This is a genomic window from Ruminococcus flavefaciens (assembly GCF_900108555.1).
Taxonomy (GTDB): Bacteria; Bacillota; Clostridia; order Oscillospirales; family Ruminococcaceae; genus Ruminococcus; species Ruminococcus flavefaciens_P.
The window spans coordinates 15349-34521 of record NZ_FNWV01000004.1 but is presented as its reverse complement, the minus strand read 5'-3'; the positions used below and the strand labels follow the sequence as shown (position 1 = coordinate 34521).

General features: G+C 46.0%; 19 protein-coding genes. 6 read left to right on the top strand and 13 right to left on the bottom strand.

Going from position 1 to position 19173, the window contains the following annotated elements; genetic code table 11:
• Positions 1-2 precede the first annotated feature (2 nt).
• The 13 genes from BLW60_RS06805 to BLW60_RS06745 all read right to left on the bottom strand — a co-directional run bounded on the left by BLW60_RS06805 (position 3) and on the right by BLW60_RS06745 (position 11010).
• Positions 3-569 (bottom strand): putative ABC transporter permease, encoded by a 567-nt coding sequence (locus BLW60_RS06805; RefSeq protein ID WP_074715726.1) that lies wholly within the window; start codon positions 567-569, stop codon positions 3-5.
• Positions 570-573: 4 nt separating this feature from the next.
• A complete protein-coding gene (gene purN / locus BLW60_RS06800; RefSeq protein WP_028517969.1) occupies positions 574-1197 on the bottom strand; it encodes a phosphoribosylglycinamide formyltransferase in 624 nt (207 codons plus the stop codon).
• A 38-nt stretch (positions 1198-1235) separates the two neighbouring features.
• Positions 1236-2117 carry an expansin EXLX1 family cellulose-binding protein gene (locus tag BLW60_RS06795; protein WP_081348155.1) on the bottom strand — a complete coding sequence of 294 codons (882 nt, stop codon included), beginning with the start codon at positions 2115-2117 and terminating at the stop codon, positions 1236-1238.
• Positions 2118-2257: 140 nt separating this feature from the next.
• Complete coding sequence (gene purM / locus BLW60_RS06790) at positions 2258-3295, bottom strand: phosphoribosylformylglycinamidine cyclo-ligase (RefSeq protein WP_074715722.1); 1038 nt, start codon at positions 3293-3295, stop codon at positions 2258-2260.
• Positions 3296-3354: 59 nt separating this feature from the next.
• Positions 3355-4779 (bottom strand): amidophosphoribosyltransferase, encoded by a 1425-nt coding sequence (locus BLW60_RS06785; protein ID WP_074715720.1) that lies wholly within the window; start codon positions 4777-4779, stop codon positions 3355-3357.
• Positions 4780-4783: 4 nt separating this feature from the next.
• Positions 4784-5503 carry a phosphoribosylaminoimidazolesuccinocarboxamide synthase gene (gene purC, locus BLW60_RS06780; protein ID WP_074715717.1) on the bottom strand — a complete coding sequence of 240 codons (720 nt, stop codon included), beginning with the start codon at positions 5501-5503 and terminating at the stop codon, positions 4784-4786.
• Between the two features lie 75 nt (positions 5504-5578).
• Positions 5579-5785 (bottom strand): DUF6440 family protein, encoded by a 207-nt coding sequence (locus BLW60_RS06775; protein ID WP_074715715.1) that lies wholly within the window; start codon positions 5783-5785, stop codon positions 5579-5581.
• 5 nt (positions 5786-5790) lie between these two features.
• A complete protein-coding gene (locus BLW60_RS06770; protein ID WP_074715713.1) occupies positions 5791-6447 on the bottom strand; it encodes an HAD hydrolase-like protein in 657 nt (218 codons plus the stop codon).
• Positions 6444-7100, bottom strand: a complete 657-nt coding sequence (locus BLW60_RS06765; RefSeq protein WP_074715711.1) for a DUF4272 domain-containing protein — start codon at positions 7098-7100, stop codon at positions 6444-6446. Before BLW60_RS06765 ends, BLW60_RS06770 begins: the two co-directional genes overlap by 4 nt.
• Before the next feature lie 38 nt (positions 7101-7138).
• On the bottom strand, positions 7139-7639 hold the full coding sequence (purE, locus tag BLW60_RS06760) for a 5-(carboxyamino)imidazole ribonucleotide mutase (RefSeq protein ID WP_074715709.1): 501 nt from the start codon (positions 7637-7639) through the stop codon (positions 7139-7141).
• A gap of 18 nt (positions 7640-7657) precedes the next feature.
• Positions 7658-8863 carry a hypothetical protein gene (locus BLW60_RS06755; RefSeq protein WP_074715707.1) on the bottom strand — a complete coding sequence of 402 codons (1206 nt, stop codon included), beginning with the start codon at positions 8861-8863 and terminating at the stop codon, positions 7658-7660.
• Positions 8864-8877: 14 nt separating this feature from the next.
• Positions 8878-9969, bottom strand: a complete 1092-nt coding sequence (locus tag BLW60_RS06750) for a WG repeat-containing protein (protein WP_074715705.1) — start codon at positions 9967-9969, stop codon at positions 8878-8880.
• A gap of 21 nt (positions 9970-9990) precedes the next feature.
• Complete coding sequence (locus tag BLW60_RS06745; RefSeq protein ID WP_074715703.1) at positions 9991-11010, bottom strand: glycosyltransferase; 1020 nt, start codon at positions 11008-11010, stop codon at positions 9991-9993.
• A gap of 536 nt (positions 11011-11546) precedes the next feature.
• Between BLW60_RS06745 and BLW60_RS06740 the strand changes: the two genes are divergently transcribed.
• The 6 genes from BLW60_RS06740 to uvrC all read left to right on the top strand — a co-directional run bounded on the left by BLW60_RS06740 (position 11547) and on the right by uvrC (position 19075).
• Positions 11547-13967: a hypothetical protein gene (locus BLW60_RS06740; RefSeq protein WP_074715701.1), complete on the top strand. Its 2421-nt coding sequence runs from the start codon at positions 11547-11549 to the stop codon at positions 13965-13967.
• A gap of 71 nt (positions 13968-14038) precedes the next feature.
• Positions 14039-15130, top strand: coding sequence for a hypothetical protein (locus tag BLW60_RS06735; RefSeq protein ID WP_074715698.1), 1092 nt, complete (start codon positions 14039-14041; stop codon positions 15128-15130).
• Between the two features lie 83 nt (positions 15131-15213).
• Positions 15214-15414, top strand: a complete 201-nt coding sequence (locus BLW60_RS06730; protein ID WP_074715696.1) for a hypothetical protein — start codon at positions 15214-15216, stop codon at positions 15412-15414.
• A gap of 194 nt (positions 15415-15608) precedes the next feature.
• Positions 15609-16649 carry a LacI family DNA-binding transcriptional regulator gene (locus tag BLW60_RS06725; RefSeq protein ID WP_074715693.1) on the top strand — a complete coding sequence of 347 codons (1041 nt, stop codon included), beginning with the start codon at positions 15609-15611 and terminating at the stop codon, positions 16647-16649.
• A gap of 4 nt (positions 16650-16653) precedes the next feature.
• On the top strand, positions 16654-17193 hold the full coding sequence (locus BLW60_RS06720) for a DUF5662 family protein (protein ID WP_074715691.1): 540 nt from the start codon (positions 16654-16656) through the stop codon (positions 17191-17193).
• Positions 17194-17251: 58 nt separating this feature from the next.
• On the top strand, positions 17252-19075 hold the full coding sequence (gene uvrC / locus BLW60_RS06715) for an excinuclease ABC subunit UvrC (RefSeq protein ID WP_074715689.1): 1824 nt from the start codon (positions 17252-17254) through the stop codon (positions 19073-19075).
• Positions 19076-19173 lie beyond the last annotated feature (98 nt).

Below are 19173 nucleotides of genomic sequence, written 5' to 3'. Positions count from 1 at the left end.
TGTCAGTATCTTATTATCAGTGTGAGTATGAAGTCTGTGACAACTCCCACAAGTACGATAAGTGTGATGATATTGAGTGTTTTGCGTTTTGGTTTTGCGAGAAACCAATCATAGAATGGCTGTACGAAGTACATGAACAGCAATCCGCCCATACCAAATCTGAGTGAAGGGGAGAGAGCTATTCTTGCCTGAAAGTTTATGTCATAGTCTGCATAAGTGTCCCACGGCCACGAACCTGTGAAGAATTCAAGGACATAAGTGCCTGCAAGTTCTACGGTGGTGGCGACTAACATACAGCCGAAGAATATGATGAACGGACGGGCTATCTGCAAGCCGATGCCGCCTTCCTTCTTCATGAATTTTCCGAAGAAGAGCAGGAACAGCAAAGCTCCCACGGCGTATATCGGGCAGTATGGTCCGAACATTATTCCAAGATTTGTGAAACCCCATTTGTATACTACGACTTCGAGGAATACCTCGTATATCCAGCCGAGTACAGCGTACATCCAGAAGCAGAGAAACAGCTTCTGTACAGTTTGTTTTTCCAATAATTCCTTAATCTTTTTCATAGTTTTATTTTACATAAGCCTTTCCGTCAACTATCTCTATCCTGTCCTGACAGAAGAGAGATACCGCCTGAGGAAGAAGCTTCCATTCAACGTTTTCCATGATCCTGCGCTGGAGTATCTCGGGAGTATCGTCCTTTTCAACGTTTACTACTCCCTGTAGGATTATAGCACCTGCATCAGCTTCTTCGTTTACGAAATGTATTGTTGCGCCGCTGACCTTTACGCCGTAAGCGAGAGCAGCTTCGTGGACTTTGAGTCCGTAATAGCCCTCACCGCAGAATGACGGGATAAGTGCAGGGTGAACATTGATTATCTTGTATGCGTAAGCCTTTGTCACGCACTCATCAAGTATAGTCATAAATCCTGCAAGTACCACAAGGTCGGCTTTTTCTTCATTGAGTGCATTGAGTATAGCCTGACTGTAGGTCACACTGTCAGAGTATTCCTTTCTCGGGATAACTCTTGTAGATATATCGTTGTTTTTTGCGCGTTCAAGAGCGTATGCACCTTCCTTTGAGGAGATGACACAGGTTATCTTTCCGCCCTTGATGATGCCTGATTTTTCGGCATCTATGAGTGCCTGTAGATTAGTGCCGCCGCCTGAAACGAGAACAACTATATTTTTCATGGATTTTTTCTCCTATTATTTTATTGCAAGAGTAAAAATTATTCGGGGAACTGAACGTGTCCCTGTATTATTTCCGTATCGTCATATGAAAGGGGGATATCCTTGTCGATGACCACCTGACCGTAGATATCGGTTATGCGGAAAGTGAAAGGACCTTTTCCCATGTCACGGGACTCGAAATAATTGTACGGGCGGCGCGGTATCTCAACGAATTCGCCGTCTGCATTGAGGTATTCCAGCTTTGTTATGGGGTAGCGGTGATTGCGCACCTGAACGCCGCACCAGAATTCCGTACTGCCCTCTTTGTATTTGAATGAGATAGGAGCAGTCTCCGCGGTATCAAGGGGGATTATCTTCCAGCTTACGGGAACTCTTCCTTTCTCAACAGGAGCGATGAGCGGGAAAGCGTCCGTATAGAGGTCGAGGTCGCCCTTTTTGCCTTCGGGGAGCTCGTCTGTAACAAGCATTTTTATAGTGCCAAGCTCTCCTGTAACTTCAAGGTATGCGCCTGCAAGCTGAGCTTCGTTGTAATCATAGTGATTCATGGCAACTATCCAGTAATCGTGGGATACAGGGTCAAGCATAGCGTGACCGCCTGTATATCCGCCGCCGTAGAAAGTGCCCTCGCCTGTATGTACAGTGCCCTTTGGTTCGAGGATACAGTCCTCGTTTATAGGGTTGGTCTGTACTTCAAACTCTGTGGGAGTCTTACCGTTTACGCCCAGCAGGAATTTCTGGAGAGCATTGATCTCTGCTCTTGATATCTCGCTGTTTTGCCTTGCGGTTATCATATCAAAGACGTCAACGATACCGTCGGAGTTGAAGTCCATATCTATAGTTCCAACTGCATCGCTGTATAACGGTGTAGCTGTCAGTGCAGCTGAAAGCAGCACTGAAGCCAGAAGAATGTGTTTTTTCATAAACATCACGACCTTTTAAAATTTCCAAATCCCATACCCCATGTGTCGGTTTCAGTGTTTTTTGCTTTAAACAGTCAAAAATAATGAATTCGGATAATTTTGCGGCTAATGTTATGAATTATGATAGGATAAATACTCTATCAGCAGATGATAACGCCTTCCTCAGACTCAACGAGCTCGCCGAGTACGTAAGCGTCCTCGCCTGCTGCCTTTATAGCTGCGATAGCCTTGTCAGCGTCGTTTTTGTCAACTGATACTATCATGCCTACGCCCATATTGAATGTATTGAACATATCTCTCTCAGGGATATCGCCTGTTCTCTGGATAAGATCGAAGATAGGAAGTACCTGTACAGAGTTTCTTTCGATCTTTGCAGCAAGGTTCTTGGGGAGAGAACGCGGGATATTCTCATAGAAGCCGCCGCCTGTGATATGTGAGATAGACTTTACCTTAACAGCATCAAGAAGGCTCATAACAGCCTTTACATAGATACGTGTAGGAGTGAGGAGACACTCACCGAGAGTAGTACCGAGATCATTGAAGTGCATATTGAGGTTCTGCTCGTTTACGTCAAATACTCTTCTTACGAGAGAGAAGCCGTTTGAGTGAACACCGCTTGACTTGATAGCGATGAGAACATCGCCTGCCTTCTGAGTATCGGGCTGGAGGATCTTGTCCTTGTCAACAACACCAACTGAGAAGCCTGCGAGATCGTATTCGTCCTCGGGCATAAGACCGGGGTGCTCGGCTGTCTCGCCGCCGATAAGAGCACACTGCGCCTGAACGCAGCCCTCAGCAACACCTGAAACGATAGTTGCTATCTTTTCGGGGAAATTCTTGCCGCAAGCGATATAATCAAGGAAGAACTGTGGCTTTGCACCGCAGCAGATGATATCGTTTACGCACATTGCAACGCAGTCTATACCTACAGTATCATGCTTGTCCATGATAAATGCAAGCTTTATCTTTGTACCTACACCGTCTGTACCCGAAACGAGTACAGGCTTGCTGATACCTGTCATATCAAGCTCGAAAAGTCCGCCAAATCCGCCGATGCCTGACAGCGCACCCTTTATCATAGTACGTGCGATATGCTCCTTCATCAGCTCAACTGACTTGTAGCCTGCGGTAACGTCAACGCCTGCTTTTTTGTAGCTTTCTGAAAAACTGTTGTTCATTGGTTTACCTCCATAGTCGCCCGTCTCCCTGCCGACAGGCAGGGAGACGGATTATAAGTTTATTCTTTGCCGTTCCAGCAATATGTGCAGAGTCCGCATGAGTCAAGACCTACAGCCTTTTCTGTGCCCTCAAGTGTCTGGAATTCAAGTGAGGTAAGGCGGAGTCTCTTGCATATCTCATCTCTGAGTCTGCGGCCTCTTTCTGTAGCTGAGTTGCTGTATTCCTCAATGTGCTTTATTCCTACAGGACCTTCAAACTCGTCGATTATCTGACGTGCGATAAGCTCCATTTCGGAAGTGCTTCTTGAGAAGTTGAGGTATTTGCAGCCGTACATTATAGGCGGACAGGCAGAGCGCATATGAACTTCCTTAGCACCGTGCTCATAAAGGAACTCAACAGTCTCTCTCATCTGTGTGCCTCTTACGATACTGTCGTCAACAAAGAGGAGCTTCTTGCCGTTGATAAGATCGTGAACGGGGATAAGCTTCATCTTTGCTACCTGATTTCTCATGCTCTGGTTTGTAGGCATGAAGCTTCTTGGCCATGTAGGGGTATACTTGATGAAAGGTCTTGCGAAAGGTATACCGCTTCTGTTAGCATAGCCGATAGCGTGAGGCGTACCCGAATCAGGCACACCGCAGATATAGTCAACGTCAGGAAGTCTGCCGTTCTTGATATCGTTTTCAGCCATTATCTCGCCGTTTCTTGTACGCATAACTTCAACGTTAACGCCCTCGTAAACAGCGTTTGGATAGCCGTAGTAAGTCCAGAGGAAGGTGCATATCTTCATCTTTGAAGGATCGCCCTCTGCAAGTGTCTTACATTCGTCGGAAGTAAGCTCAACTATCTCGCCTGCGACCAGCTCCTTATATGTGGTATAGCCCAGCTTCTGGAAAGCGAAGGACTCTGTTGAAAGGCAGAAGCCGTCACTTCTCTTGCCGATGATGATAGGAAGTCTGCCGAACTTGTCTCTTGCAGCGATTATGCTGTTCTTTGTGAGGATAATGAGCGACATAGTGCCCTCGATCTTTTCCTGTGCATAGCGGATACCCTCAACGAAGCTGTTCTTCTGTGCGATAAGAGCACCGATAAGGTCACCTGAGTTGATATTTCCGCTGCTCATTGACTCAAAGTTAGCACAGCCCTGTTCAAGGAGCTCGTTAACGAGAGCATCTGCATTGCGGATTATACCTACTGAGCATACAGCATAGATGCCAAGCTTTGAGCGGACGAGGATAGGCTGAGGATCTGTATCGCTGATACAGCCGATACAGAGCTTGCCTCTCATATTCACAACATCATTCTCGAATTTGGTACGGAAAGGGGAGTTTTCGATACTATGGATATTTCTCTGAAAACCGTTTTCCTCCGACCATGATGTCATACCGCCTCTTCTTGTACCGAGGTGTGAATGATAGTCGGTTCCGAAAAATACGTCGGTAACGCAGTCGTTTTTAGAGGCTGCACCAAAAAAACCGCCCATATGATTATTCTCCCATAAGTCTCTTCATGATTTCCTGATAAGCCTCTTCAACGCCGCCCATATCTCTGCGGAAACGGTCCTTGTCGAGCTTTTCGTGAGTTGTAGAATCCCAGAAGCGGCAGGTATCAGGTGAGATCTCGTCGGCGAGGATAATTGTGCCGTCGGAAGTCTTACCGAACTCGATCTTGAAGTCGATGAGGTCGATGTTGAGTCCCTTGAAGAACTTTACCATGAACTCATTTACCTTGAAAGCGTACTTAGCGATAGTGTCGATATCTTCCTTTGTAGCGATACCGAGAGCGAGTGCATAGTAATCATTGATGAAAGGATCGCCGAGATCGTCGTTCTTGTAGCTGAATTCAAGGATAGGGCAGAGGAGCTTCTTGCCTTCTTCAACGCCCATTCTCTTTGAAAAGCTGCCTGCTGCAACGTTTCTGATGATTACCTCAAGGGGAACGATAGAAACCTTCTTAACGATAGTTTCGCGGTCACTGATCTCCTCAACAAGGTGAGTAGGTACGCCTTCTTTTTCGAGCATCTTGAACATATAGTTTGTCATCTTGTTGTTGATAACGCCCTTGCCAGAGATAGTGCCCTTCTTTTCGCCGTTGAAAGCTGTTGCATCGTCCTTGTAATCTACGATAACGAGATCAGGATCGTTTGTAGCGTAAACCTTTTTTGCCTTGCCCTCATAGAGCTGTTCCTTCTTTTCGATGTTTGACATTTTAAAATTCCTCCTTGAGAATTATATAAATGATTATATATGCAATTCCGCATCATTACGGAAATTGTAGGCTTATTAATCTTTAATAAGGTCTTTTGCGATAAGAGGTTTGTCGAACTTATCTCTCATCATTATGATGTCTGACTCTCTTGCTGTCGAAGTCATATAGCAGACGCCTGTTTCGTTGTCTGCAAATACAACGATCTGTTTTGATGAACCGATAGTCTGTGAGGCTATCTCAGTAAAACGCTGTTTTTCTTTTTCCTTATTATTGCTGAACATAGTATTCAATCCTTTCCTAAAAGTAGATCTGTGACTTGTTGTGGTGTATCTGCGATGTAGTCCGCGCCTGCTTCGGTAAGCTCCTCTATAGAGCCGAAGCCCCAGAGGATACCCATGCATTTCAGACCTGTTTTATGTGCGCCGTCTGCGTCCTGCTTACGGTCGCCTATCATAAGTACGCGGCTTCTGTCGGTGATATCCGCTTTTGCGAGAACGTACTCGATGACCTCGTGTTTGTAGTTGCGTGTGCCGTTTATATTTGCACCGCCAACTATCTCAAAGTACTGAGCAAGCCCGAATTTCTCGAATATGCGAACTGCGTACACCTCGGGCTTGCTTGTGGCGACCATAATCCTTTTGCCGCCCTTTTTGAGCCTGTCAAGCATTTCGGGGATACCGTCATAAACGCGGTTCTCGAAAAGTCCCACAGTGGAGTACCTTTCTCGGAATATCCTTACAGCCTCGTTTACCTGCTCCTCGTTCATGCCGCAGAACTCAGCAAAGGACTGATACAGCGGCGGTCCGAGAAATTTATTCGTATCCTCGGGCATCTCATAGCCCATTTTGGTGAGAGCATATTCTATACATTTAACTATGCCCTCGGTGGAGTCTGTGAGAGTGCCGTCAAGGTCGAATAGAAGAGTATCAAAATTTTCTATCATGTGTGTAGTTCTATATCGTGCCAGTCGTCTTTATCGGAGATGAGCCATTCAAGACCGCGTCTGCGCTCGAATACTACCTCGCCCATAAGGTCGCCGACAGGACAGCTTTTGTCGATATGTTCGTTCTGGACCACTGCCCAGTGATAGCGGTAATAGAGGTCGAGCATATCCAGTATATCATCTGTGCTCCTGAGAGAGCATCTGCTCTTGAAGTCGTCAAAGCTTTCACACTGAGAGACGGCGCGTATAGCCGCTGTGCAGTCGCAGATAGCGTTTGCTTCTGTGATATCCTCAACGATGCCCAGTGCCCACAACAGTGACCAGTAACATTCGTACTCCCATACAACGTCTACAGCGTCCTGCTGAGAGCCTTTTCCGCTTATGAGCCTCTGCTCCTTTGCGTTAAGGCAGCCGTCAACGCCGAAATGCTGCATAAGACCTGTAAAAAATCCCAACTGATCTGTGTTGTTTTCGCTGAGCTCTATGCCTGCCTGAGTAGACAGCAGAGCCGCGATTGCTCTTTTGCAGATATCATCAAGGCTTCTGAGCTTTACCTGCGAAGCGTCCTCAATAAGTGGAAGATTTGGGTTTATGCCGATCCCTTTTTCCTTTAATATCTTTTCCGAGCGTTCTTTTCTTTCTGAAGGTGTCATGTTTTACCTCCTTTGGTTGAAAGTGGTCTTGGTCAATATCAGAGAGCTGCGATCTGCTCCTGTAGAGCCTTGTCCTTGGCGATAACGCCGTCAGCCATAGCCTTCTTCTCGGCAGCAAGCTTTGCAGCGAGCTCATCATCAGCGATAGCAAGCATCTGTACAGCAAGGACAGCAGCATTCTTTGCGCCGTCAATGCCAACTGTAGCAACAGGTACTCCCGGAGGCATCATTACTGTAGCAAGGAGAGCGTCAACGCCCTCAAGTGCCTTTGACTTCATGGGTATGCCGATAACGGGAAGTGTTGTATGTCCTGCAACTACACCTGCAAGGTGAGCAGCCATACCTGCTGCGCATATGATAGCTCCGAAGCCGTTAGCCTTTGCGTTTGAAGCAAAGTCAGCAGCCTCAGCGGGAGTTCTGTGCGCACTCATTACGCGGCATTCAAATTCAACGCCGTACTTCTTGAGCTCTGTAAGAGCTGATTTTACAACAGGGAAGTCGCTGTCGCTTCCCATGATAACTGCAACTTTTTTTGACATGGTTATTTCTCCTTTATATTATCTGTCAATGGAGCGTGAAACGATTATTTCGTTTACGCCGCTTGATGCGCCCCACAGGTCTGTGCCCCATATAGCCCAGAGCTGATCTGTACCCATTGACCAAGAGTATTCGTCCTTGATACCTTCGCCTGAAAAAGCCGAAGGCTCATCAGTTTTACCGTATTCTTCTTCAAGGGTAGGCAGCAGTTTATTGAAAGCTTCTTCAAGTTCACTTTCCGAATATGGATAACTGCAATCCTCTACATGACCAACAGCTCCGATATGGTAGCCGAAGCAGGTGAGTTCGTTGGTCTTTTCATCAAATTCCACGAACATATATCCGCGGAGCCCTGTACCCCAAACTTCGTCGGCTGTAAAGCTGTAGTCGTATTCTACAGACGGCTTGTAGCCTGCGCTGTATTCATAGTCGTAATCTTTGCCGATAACAGCGAAAACATCTTCCTCAGACATTCCTGTTTTAAGCTGACTCAAGATGTCAACACTGTTGTTTCGGGACTGCTGGGCTGCGGCATTTTCTTTTGCGTGATCGAGTATCTTCTGAGCGAAGTCATCAGGTATCAGGTTTAAGGAAACATTTCCTGTTTTAGTGTCATCGTAATAAAAGCCCCAAAGGGCAAGATTGCCGTAGGTATTGCTCCACCTCATATTGCCGAGGCTGTTTTTATCATTATCGTCAGAGGTATAATAATCGCCGTAGTATTCATGCACCTGATCGAAGAGCTTGTCGTATACGGCTTTAATCTCTTCTTCGGAGTGATCTTTTGAGGTGTTGTTGTCCCTGTCTATAACTCCGAAATGATAGCTCATGCTGATAAGCTCGCCGTCGGGAATGAATGTTAAAAGCTCATAACCCTCCATATCAATGCCGAGGAACGGGCAGCTGTCGAATGGAATGGTATAATATGCCATATCAGGATCTGAATCAAGATATTTCTCAACGCTGCGCTCGTAATTATCCCCAATGACAGCCTGCACCTCGGCTTCTGTCATACCGAGCTTTATATCGGGGAACATATTGAATTCCTCACCGAATTTTTTCGATGTGGTGGTATTTTCGGTTTCTGAAGTTGTTTCCGTTTCAGTTGTTTCTTCTGTGGAGACAGCAGTGGTCTCTTCATCTGTCTCGCTGCCGCTGTCTATTTTGCCGCAGGCTGCTGTCATAAGCATTATGAGAGAGCACAGGAATGCTGTTTTTTTCTTCATTGATATGTCCTCCGTCAGTGAGCCTGCTGCTCGTTTTTCTTTTCATTTGTATCCGCAGGCTGCTTGCTTTCGGCTGATTTTGCAGGATAAGAAAGCTTATTCGGAACAAAGTCGCCCGAAAGAACGCGGAGTCCCTTTTCTGGATCGTAAACGAATTCCATTATGGCTTTGTAATCGCCTCTAAGATACTGTATTCTGCTGTCTGCCATTTTAGAATTGGTAGAGATATTTGCGGTTATGTATATCTTGTAATGATCGAGATCATCATCGGATATAGATGAATATACCGATACATCGTTAAGAGACATGAGTGTTTTTGAGGTAACGGAGTGATCCTCGGGGAAAAGAGTGAGGAAGACTGCGGACTGCTCGGCATCTATATCTTTAAGCAGACTGCTGTCACCTGTAAAGGCGTACTCTATATACCTGTCAACAGCCCTGCTCATTTTTTCAAGTGAAGAGATACTCAGCTTTGAGAGCAGGTTCTTGTTCGTAACCTCAAGCTCGTAGGAGTGGTTCATTGTTTCGCTTTTAATAACAGCGTTTCTGAAAATGATATCATTAGCTGTTACGGAATATCTGTACACTCCGTTTTCCGAGGTGAGCACCAGATCGTCTTCATCTTCCTTGTATGAAGTCCATACTCTTGAAAAGCATGGGTTGAAGTTCTGGTCGTAGATGACATACGTGCTGTCATCAGACGATGCAGCAGCGTAAAAATTACGTCCTGAAAGCTTTATGCTTTTAATGTCCGAATAGACGAACGGTATAGCGATGTTGCCCTCATAGTCGATGCAGCCGAACAGCTTTTTGCCGCGTATCTGCTTTGAAGCGATACAGAGGTCACTGTCGGTGAATTTTATCTCCTGCCATTCGGGATAAACGATCACACGCTCATTGCTGTCGATTATACCGTAAAGACCTGCACTGTCCGTGAAAATGTGGTTGCCCGAATTATCCGCGCTCAGCTTTTTCTCGACAGCAGGCTGAGTACCGCTTAATTCGGCACTCTGATCCGTGTTTGAATAGAAACGGGTGATAGCGACGGCAAGGACGATGATAACGATAAACAGTACGGAGATTATAAGTCTCATATGCTTAGTCAATGTCTCCGCACCTCCTTAGAGTCATTTGCTCTCATTGTCAGATGTTTCTGACTTCTGAGCACCGCTCTGCTGAGCTTCAGCCTTGCGCTGTCTGTAGATATCCTCAGTTTCTTTTGTTATGTATATCGGACGGTTCTTTGTTTCAAGATATGTCTTGGAAAGGTACTGTCCGAGGATACCGACGCAGAAGAGCTGTAATCCGCTGAAAAGGAATATAAGACAAAGCATTGTGGGATATCCGTCGGGAGCGTCCAGCCAGCCGAATATAGAGCGGATTATTGTTATAACGATGAGTATGAACGCGATAAAGCAGGTGATTATTCCCAGCAGCGAGGCTATTGCCAGAGGAGCTGTGGAGAATGCCATGATGCCTTCGAGGGAGTATTTGAAAAGCCCCCAGAACGACCATGAGGAAGTACCTGCGGGACGTTCAACATTTTCGTATTCTATGTATCGGGTATTAAAGCCTACCCAGCTGAATATACCTTTTGAGAAACGGTTGTATTCCGACATATCAAGGATAGCGTCCACCATCTGTCTTGTCATGAAGCGGAAGTCCTGAGCACCGTCAACGATCTCGGTCTGAGAGATCTTGTTCATTATCCTGTAGAAAAGCCTTGCGAACCATGAACGTACCTTTGACTCGCCCTTTCTGCTGACGCGGCGTGTAGTAGCGCAGTCGTACTCGCCGTTCTTGACGTAGCTGTACATCTGGGGCAGGAATGACGGTGGGTGCTGGAGATCTGCGTCCATAACGACAACATAGTCGCCCTTTGCATTTTTCAGACCTGCATACATACCCGATTCCTTGCCGAAATTACGGGAAAAAGAAATGTATCTTACACGCTTGTCCCTGTCTGCGAGGGAGCGTAATATATCAAGTGTTGTATCTTTTGATCCGTCATTGATGAACAGATATTCAAAGGTAAGTTCGGGATCGTCCTTGGACATCTGTCCTGTCACCTTTGTTATCTCCTCGTAGAACATGGGGAGAACCTCCTGCTCATTATAGCACGGAACTACTACTGAAACGAGCTTCACGTTTTTTCCTCCTTCAAAAGAAGCTTCATCGGCTCATAAAAAAGACTGTTTTTTTATCTGCCAATACACTATTAATAATACAACAAAATCACTGATAATGCAATAGCAAATTTCACGATTTCATAATTTTTTACGTCTATGTAAAATAATGACCGGTAAGCTTTATTATTTTGGTCTATCTGATTAGAAAACGCTTTAACGCCGTATATATAGGGGGATTATTTGATAAAATGTAAATTATTCCCATTACCTAATTTAACTTAAACAGTGTAGGAGAATTTTGACAAAAAAATCAATAACGATTTGTTATTTTCACCGAAAATTTTAATTCGGGTATAATTTTTAGCGTCATTTTTTTAGAAAGTGTTGATTTTTTTTGAAGTATCATGTATAATATACTTGTATAGTTGTTCGCATCATGCAGGTTTCGCAGCAGTTTAAACTGGTTCTGCGCGGAAATACTGCGGCGATCTGGGAAATCGGCGGTCCGCTGCCGTAAAGCGGAGGCTGCAGTTTTCTGCGGTGGGGAGAGGACTATGGATATAACACTGGTAACTTCTTCATATGATAAGGTCGTTCACGGTACCGATAATGATAAGAAAACCGGCTGCGGTATAAACCTGTTGAAGCCGGAAAATGTAACACGTTTCCACAGAACTTCAAGGATGACAGACCTTAAAGAGATCACTTGTGAGAAATGTAAGGCAAGTCTTGCAAAGAAGCTTATAAAGGCTGACAAGAAGGAAATGGCACTCCTTCTCAAGGAAGAAAAGAAGCGCGAAAAGCTCGGATATGGCGACGAGGGAATCGTACCGCTGGGAAATACTACTGCAAGGATAACCAAAGATCCTGATGCGAGAAGAAAAGAAGAGGAAGCAAGGAAAAAGGCTGCGGAAGAAGCAAGAGCAGCTGCCGAGGCAAAAAGAAAAGCCGATGAAGAGGCTGCAAACGAGGCTATCGAGTATTACAGCAGACCTGCCGAGAATGCTGCACCGGAGCCTGCTGCACCCGTAAACAATATCCCCGGTACAGGAATACCTATGGATGACAGCCTTGCACAGTTTGCAATAGATGTACCGCGTGAAGAAGAAAATGCCCCTGCTGCATCCGAGGAAGACGATTTCCTTGCTCAGTTCGCTATCCAGAAGCCCGATGCTCAGGCAGCTCCTGTTCAGAACAATGTGACTGTGACAGAGGACGATTTTCTTGCACAGTTTGCTATCCCTACACCTCAGCAGTCGGCGATACCCGGCGGCGAGCCTGCACCTGTAAATTACGGTACAGAGCCCGAGGAGATGGACGGTCTCGACTTTAATTATAACAGTCAGCCCGTACAGCCTGCACCTGTTTATGTTCAGCCCGAACAGGCTGCACAGGTACAGGGCGAAGAGGACGTAATGCAGATGTTCTCTATAGATAATAATGTTCAGGAGCCTGTATACGGTCAGAACCAGTATGGTCAGCCCGTTTATGAGCAGCCTGTCTACGGCGGAGATCAGCCCGTATATTACACGGAGGACGGACAGATCGTTCAGCCTTATATACCTCAGGATCAGCAGTATATCCAGCCTGACGGACAGTATATCCAGCCGGATATGATCTATCCTGCCGAGCCATTACAGGGCGCGGAAATGTACGATCCGAACCAGATGTACGGATATGATGAGACTATTCAGCAGGGTGTCCCTGTATCAGCTCCCGTTTATCCTCAGTATAACGAGAATATGCCGAAGGAAATGGATGAGCTTGATATCCCTGCTATAGGAGATATATCAGCACCTATTCCAGAAGCAATACCTTCCGTTCCCGATATCGGAGCACCTGTTCTTGACGACATCTCAGGCGTTGAGGATATACAGGCTCCTGTCATTGACGATATCTCAATGGCTCAGGAAGCAGCAGATGCCGTAAGCGACGGTATCCCCACTGTTGAAGATATTGCAGTCCCGGCATTTGATGAGATACCCAAAGCAGATCACACAGCCGCACCGATAATCGATGATATTTCGGCACCGGCTGATCTGACAGCACCGATATTTGAGGATATGCCTGTACTTGGCGATGCAGATGAAACGGTGATAGAGAATATTTCCGCACAAACATTTAATGAGCCAGTAATGGCAGAAGAGGAGTATGATAATATTATGAGTGATTATAATTATGTAGCACCGGGCGCAGGTGCAAATACAAATGAGGCAGAACAGCCAAAACAGCAGGCACAGCAGCCTCAGCAGATAATCAAAGTTCCGCAGCTTGCAGGATATGATGCAAATAATCAGCCTGTATACAAGTATGTTCAGATGAAGCTCGTGGGACGCGACCAGAACGGTCAGCCTGTATACGTTCCTGTTGGCGCACAGCCTCAGCAGAGACCTGCAGGTCAGCAGGCAGCTCCTGCTCAGCAGACAGCAGCTCAGGCACAGAGAGCAGCCGCAGCTCCTGTACAGCAGGCTCAGGCTCAGAGACCTGCAGCACCTGTTCAGCAGGCTCAGGTAAAGTCTCCTGTTCCGAGAAAGCCTGTACAGCAGAGCGGTATCCCTTCGGCAAATATCTCAAAGATAGCTGTAAATCCGCACAGCAAGTCAACTTCACAGGCATTTATCAATGCTATCGCAAGCTCAAAGGATTATGCTGACAAGAACCTCATCGAGACACAGGGACTCAAGGCTAACAGCCCTGTTCTTACATCAGTTGAGGACGTTCTTTCAACAATGGGCGATGAGTCCGCAAAGAGACAGATGCAGGCAAAGGCACAGGCACAGCAGAATGTTCCTGTATTTGATGAATATAAGGCACCTCAGAAGACAAGTTACAGAGGCGGAAACTCTGCTCCGAGACAGCAGTCTTCTTCAATGAACGATGCCCTTTACATGACAAAGGCTGAGCTCAAGGCTAAGAAGAAGCAGGATAAGATCGACGCTAAGTTCAGAAAGGAAATGTCCAAGAGAGGTTTCTGATCAGTTATGGTGACCGTCAGCTGATACTGACGGTTACTGTTTAATATCTCGCGATGAAATGAGGAAAATCAATGGCAGAAAACAAGATCCTTGAAGAGCTGAGAGCAAAGCTCACAGGCTCTACCGAGGAAAACACCAAATATCTCCGCGGCGTGGCTGAGACCTATGCCAAGGAGGGCAACGTAGAGGGCATGAACGCCGCTGCACTGCTTCTTGTGGAAATAATGCCGCAGGATCAGAAGGACGAGGTCGAGAGACTGACTCACCTCGACGGTATGCGCCTCGATGAAATGCAGAATAAGATAGTTAAGCTCATAAATGAGAAGAATACAACAGAGGCAAAGTCGCTTGCAGAGCGTCTTTACAAGAAGATAACCATTGACTACAGAGAGACCGAAACAGCAAGATTTGTTTCGCTGAGAAATCCATTTGAGGATAATCTGTATCAGCTCAAATACAAGAAGGATCAGAAGGTGCTCAACCGTGCTCCCTTTGATTTCCCTTCATATATCACTACATATGCATATCTTCTTACAGAAGCAGGTTCGCCTCTTGATGCTATTCCCGTACTTGAAAAGGCTATCGAGTACAATCCGCTTGACTGCAACCCGAGATTTGAGCTTGCAGAGGTGTATAAGCTCCTTAAAAACAAGAGAATGCTTATAGAGACCACAAAGGAAACTCTTGAAGTTGCAGCTTCACCTGTTGCAATAGCAAGATGTTATGCCAATGTGGGCTATGCACTTACGGATATGGGCGAGTACGATGATGCAGCTCTGTTCTTGTCGGCAAGTCTTATATTTGCTCCGCATCCTGCCATTCCGTATGAACTCAGAGATGTTGCCGAGCGCAAGGGAAGTCCTATAAAGCCTCCTACTCAGGAAGATATAAACGAGGTAATGAAGAAGTACGACATACCTTACGGACCGAATGAGGATGTTGTATCTGTAGCTGCAAAGCTTGCTGCGAATTATCTCATGGAGAAGGATATCCCTAATGCTCTTAAAGCATTGAAGCTTACATACAACCTTACACGAGATGAGGAGATCAAAAAGGTCATACTCAAATATGAGCCTGACGCTCCGCAGGTTAAAAACGGAGACGAGGCAACAGGCGAACAGCCAAATATAACACAGACGGTGAATAATTCACCCGAAGAGTAATATCAAGGCACTTCCGAATGGAAGTGCCTTTTTGATGTATAAAAGCTTCGCTTTCACAGATAATATCTGTGGGAGATGATAAAATGAGCAAGAAAAAAATACCCGTTCCCGAGCCCGAAGAAGAGGTATATATCTGCCCCTATGCTTCGTGGGGAGATGCGACGGGACTTATCCCTTTTGCCGCAGAGGACAGCGTTCAGCGCAGCTCTTACGATGAGGTTTGCCCTTATATGTCCGAATACGGCGGCAATAAAGATGAAAACATTAAAGGCTGCGGAGAATAACCTCCGCAGCCTTGTTATTATGTACAATAAAACTATATCAAATTTGACATATGTACCAAAATTTGCAAAACTACTTTATTTATTACTTAAAGCATGATATAATAGACAAGGTTAATTTAATTCGTTACTTCGGCAGCAACAAGTTATTATGCATAACATAGCTTTACAAGAACTTAATAGATCGGGGGAGTTTTATGAAAAACGGAGTAAAAATGCTGGATATCGCCACGAAGCTCGGCGTCAGCGTTGTTACGGTCTCAAATGCACTGGCAGGCCGTGACGGAGTAAGTGAACAGATGCGTAAGCGTATCTGCGAAACTGCTGAAAAAATGGGCTATAAGCCTTCAAATACCAAGAGCGAGAAAAGACGTATGTCCATACCCAAGGTGAGCAAAAATGTGGGTATTCTTACGTCTGAGCGTTTCGTCGGTGCGAGAGGTACATTTTATTGGGAGCTTACAGCGAGCATCTCTAACCAGCTTTCGCAGATAAATGTCTGCACAGTATACGAATGTATATCTGCTGACAACGAAAAGGACGGTATACTGCCGAATATGATCGTTGACGGCAAGGTTGACGGTGTTATAGTTATCGGACAGGTACACAGAAGCTACATAGAGATATTGAGCAAGCTGACTATACCGCTTATATTCGTGGATTTCTATGATAACCGATATCATGTTGATTCAGTCATATCCGACAGCTTCAACGGCGGATATATGATTACGGACTATCTTGTTTCCAAGGGACATCGCAAGATAGGCTTTTTCGGTACCCTTAACGCTACCAGCAGTATCAATGACAGATATCTCGGATATCTCAAGTGCGTTATGGAAAATGAGCTTGAATACCGCATAGAATGGTTAATCGGTGACAGAAACGAAAAGGGAATACTCAACGAAAAGATAGATTTTCCTGCTGATATGCCCACCGCTTTCGTATGCAACTGCGACGAGACAGCATTTCGCGTAATATCGGCTTTAAAGACAAAGGGCGTTCGCGTTCCCGATGATATAAGCGTAGTCGGCTACGACAACTACACAGTGTCGAGCATATGCATACCGACCATAACTACGGTAGAGGTTGACCTTGCGAAAATGGCAGAGGTGTCCGTTGGAATAATGGCGAAGAAGCTTTCTGATCCCACTTATTCCGAGGGCAGACGCATCATAAGCGGAAAACTCATTGAAAAAGAGAGCGTGCTTGATATAACAGGCAGCTATAACAGGGAGTGACTTAATGAAGATACAAAACTTTTTAGGTCATTTAAAAACTGTTCAGCAGCACAGACATCAGGTGTTCATACACTGCGTTAAAGCAGGTATACCATGGCGCGGATTTGTACATGACCTGTCAAAATTCTCGCCTACGGAGTTCATTCCGGGAGTTAAATACTTTCAGGGCGACCGCAGTCCAAACGAGAAGGAAAGGGAAGTGGACGGCAGCTCAAAAGCGTGGATGCACCATAAGGGGCGTAATCGCCACCACTTTGAGTACTGGACAGACTATAATCCCGAAACAAAGCTTATGGAACCAGTGAAAATGCCTGATATCTTCATTTTTGAGATGTTCTGCGACCGTGTGGCAGCTTCAAAGATATACAACAAGGAAAAGTACAATGAGTCAATGCCACTGGAGTATTTCCTCAGAGCCAAGCCGCGTCGAAAGATCGAAAAAACAACAGCGAAAAAGCTGGAATTTCTCCTTACCATGCTTCGTGATAAGGGCGAGGACGAGGTGTTCCGCTATATCCGTCGACAGGTCAGAAAGATGAAGTGAGATTTGAAAAGGACGCCTGATGGCGTCCTCTGCATTTTAAGAACAGAGGTGAGATAAATTGAATCAGAGATTACCGTATCTCCGCGAAAAGACGTCGAAACTTACCACATCGCCCGGCGTGTACATAATGCGCCGCAAGGATAGTTCCATAATCTATATCGGCAAGGCGAAGAACCTGCATAACCGCGTCAGCAGCTACTTCCGAGAAAATCCCGATCATACGCCGAAAGTAGCGGCTATGGTCTCAAATGTGTACGATTATGATTTCATCGTCACAGACAGTGAATTCGAGGCACTTCTGCTGGAATGCAGCCTTATCAAGCAGCATAAACCTAAGTACAATATCCTTCTGAAGGACGACAAGGGATATCATTATATTCGTATTTCAGATGAGGAGTACCCTCGCATAACCAACGAGAAAAACACAAAACAGAGCGGCAGATATCTCGGTCCGTATACCAGCGGAGCTATAACGAAAGAAGCCGTAAACGAGGCAAACCGAGTATTCATGCTGCCCACCTGCAAACGGAAATTTCCGCAGGATTTCGGAAAAAGCCGTCCCTGTCTGAATTATCATATAAAGCAGTGTATGGGAGTTTGCAGAGGCAGGATAAGTGCAAAAGATTACCAAAGTGCAGTTGAGCAGGCGATAGAGTTCATCAAAAACGGAAGTGCTGAGTCGGTAGAGCGCATGGAAGAGGAGATGAACAGGGCTGCCGAGGAGCTTGAATTTGAGAAAGCAGCAATGCTCCGCGACAGGATTGCGGCAGTGAAAAAAGCTTCCGAAAAGCAGAAGATAATCAACAGCGGCGTTGAGTCCGCAGATGTTATCGGTATAGCAAAATTTTACGATGGACTTTACATTTCTGTGCTCATGTACCGTGAGGACAGACTCTTCGATAAGGCTGTATTTGAGCTTCCGCTGCCAGATGAGGGTGAGGATATACTCAGCAGCTTTATGCTGCAATTTTACTATAAAAAGCCTGACATACCGCGCTCGGTCATAGTTGATCATATTCCCGAGGACAGTGAACTGCTCACGGAGATGCTGGAGGAACAGGCACAGCACAAGGTGAAGCTCCATGTGCCGCAAAAAGGCAGACAGCTGGAGCTTCTAAAGCTTGCAAAAAACAACAGTGCGGAGTACGCTGCTATCAAGAATGACCGCACGGGAAAAGAGGTCATTGCACTTGAACAGCTCGGGCGCAGTCTGGGACTTTCAAAGCCGCCCCGATATATCGAAGCATACGATATTTCCAACCTTTCGTCGGAGTCAATGGTCGCAGGAATGGTAGTTTTTGAGGACGGCAGACCGCTGAAAAAGGCGTACAAACGCTTCACCATAAAGGAGCAGCAGTTCCAGAACGACTACGGCAGTATGCACGAAGTGCTGAAAAGGCGGCTAATGCATATCGTAACGGGTGAGGGCGATGAGTACTTCACAAGAAAGCCTGACCTTATACTCCTTGACGGCGGTAAAGGTCATGTGAACGCGGTCGCGCCTGTATTGCGTGAATTAGGGCTGGACATACCTCTCTTTGGCATGGTCAAGGACGACAAGCACCGCACCCGTGCTATTGCAACGGGGGGAAGAGAGATACAGATAAACGAGCTGAGGTCGGTATTCGACCTTGTGACGCGGATACAGGACGAGGTACACCGCTATTCCGTAAGCTTCATGCACTCGCGCCACAAGAAAAAGACCTACAGCTCGGAGCTGCTGAATGTACGGGGAATAGGCGAAAAGAAGGCGGCGAAGCTGTTTATGGAGTACAAGACCATAACCAATCTCCGCAGCGCATCTCCCGAGGAGCTTGCGGCGGCAGCAGGTGTGAATATGGAGGTCGCAAAAGAGCTCTGGAAAACGATACAGGAGCTTTGAAAAAAAGCGGCGGGAATATTACATCAAAAATCATTATATTATAATAGTATACGTAAGAGGTCAGACCGATTTCGGTGTATGTATAGTTAAAACAGTGA

Excerpts from the sequence above, each read along its gene's own strand:
- purN (WP_028517969.1), bottom strand. The coding sequence starts at position 1,197 with ATGAAAAATATAGTTGTTCTCGTTTCAGGCGGCGGCACTAATCTACAG.
- BLW60_RS06725 (WP_074715693.1), top strand. The coding sequence starts at position 15,609 with ATGAAAAACGGAGTAAAAATGCTGGATATCGCCACGAAGCTCGGCGTC.
- BLW60_RS06765 (WP_074715711.1), bottom strand. The coding sequence starts at position 7,100 with ATGACACCTTCAGAAAGAAAAGAACGCTCGGAAAAGATATTAAAGGAA.
- BLW60_RS06775 (WP_074715715.1), bottom strand. The coding sequence starts at position 5,785 with ATGTTCAGCAATAATAAGGAAAAAGAAAAACAGCGTTTTACTGAGATA.
- BLW60_RS06770 (WP_074715713.1), bottom strand. The coding sequence starts at position 6,447 with ATGATAGAAAATTTTGATACTCTTCTATTCGACCTTGACGGCACTCTC.
- BLW60_RS06805 (WP_074715726.1), bottom strand. The coding sequence starts at position 569 with ATGAAAAAGATTAAGGAATTATTGGAAAAACAAACTGTACAGAAGCTG.
- BLW60_RS06740 (WP_074715701.1), top strand. The coding sequence starts at position 11,547 with ATGGATATAACACTGGTAACTTCTTCATATGATAAGGTCGTTCACGGT.
- BLW60_RS06785 (WP_074715720.1), bottom strand. The coding sequence starts at position 4,779 with ATGGGCGGTTTTTTTGGTGCAGCCTCTAAAAACGACTGCGTTACCGAC.
- BLW60_RS06755 (WP_074715707.1), bottom strand. The coding sequence starts at position 8,863 with ATGAAGAAAAAAACAGCATTCCTGTGCTCTCTCATAATGCTTATGACA.
- BLW60_RS06735 (WP_074715698.1), top strand. The coding sequence starts at position 14,039 with ATGGCAGAAAACAAGATCCTTGAAGAGCTGAGAGCAAAGCTCACAGGC.
- purE (WP_074715709.1), bottom strand. The coding sequence starts at position 7,639 with ATGTCAAAAAAAGTTGCAGTTATCATGGGAAGCGACAGCGACTTCCCT.
- BLW60_RS06730 (WP_074715696.1), top strand. The coding sequence starts at position 15,214 with ATGAGCAAGAAAAAAATACCCGTTCCCGAGCCCGAAGAAGAGGTATAT.
- purC (WP_074715717.1), bottom strand. The coding sequence starts at position 5,503 with ATGTCAAACATCGAAAAGAAGGAACAGCTCTATGAGGGCAAGGCAAAA.
- BLW60_RS06720 (WP_074715691.1), top strand. The coding sequence starts at position 16,654 with ATGAAGATACAAAACTTTTTAGGTCATTTAAAAACTGTTCAGCAGCAC.
- BLW60_RS06795 (WP_081348155.1), bottom strand. The coding sequence starts at position 2,117 with ATGAAAAAACACATTCTTCTGGCTTCAGTGCTGCTTTCAGCTGCACTG.
- purM (WP_074715722.1), bottom strand. The coding sequence starts at position 3,295 with ATGAACAACAGTTTTTCAGAAAGCTACAAAAAAGCAGGCGTTGACGTT.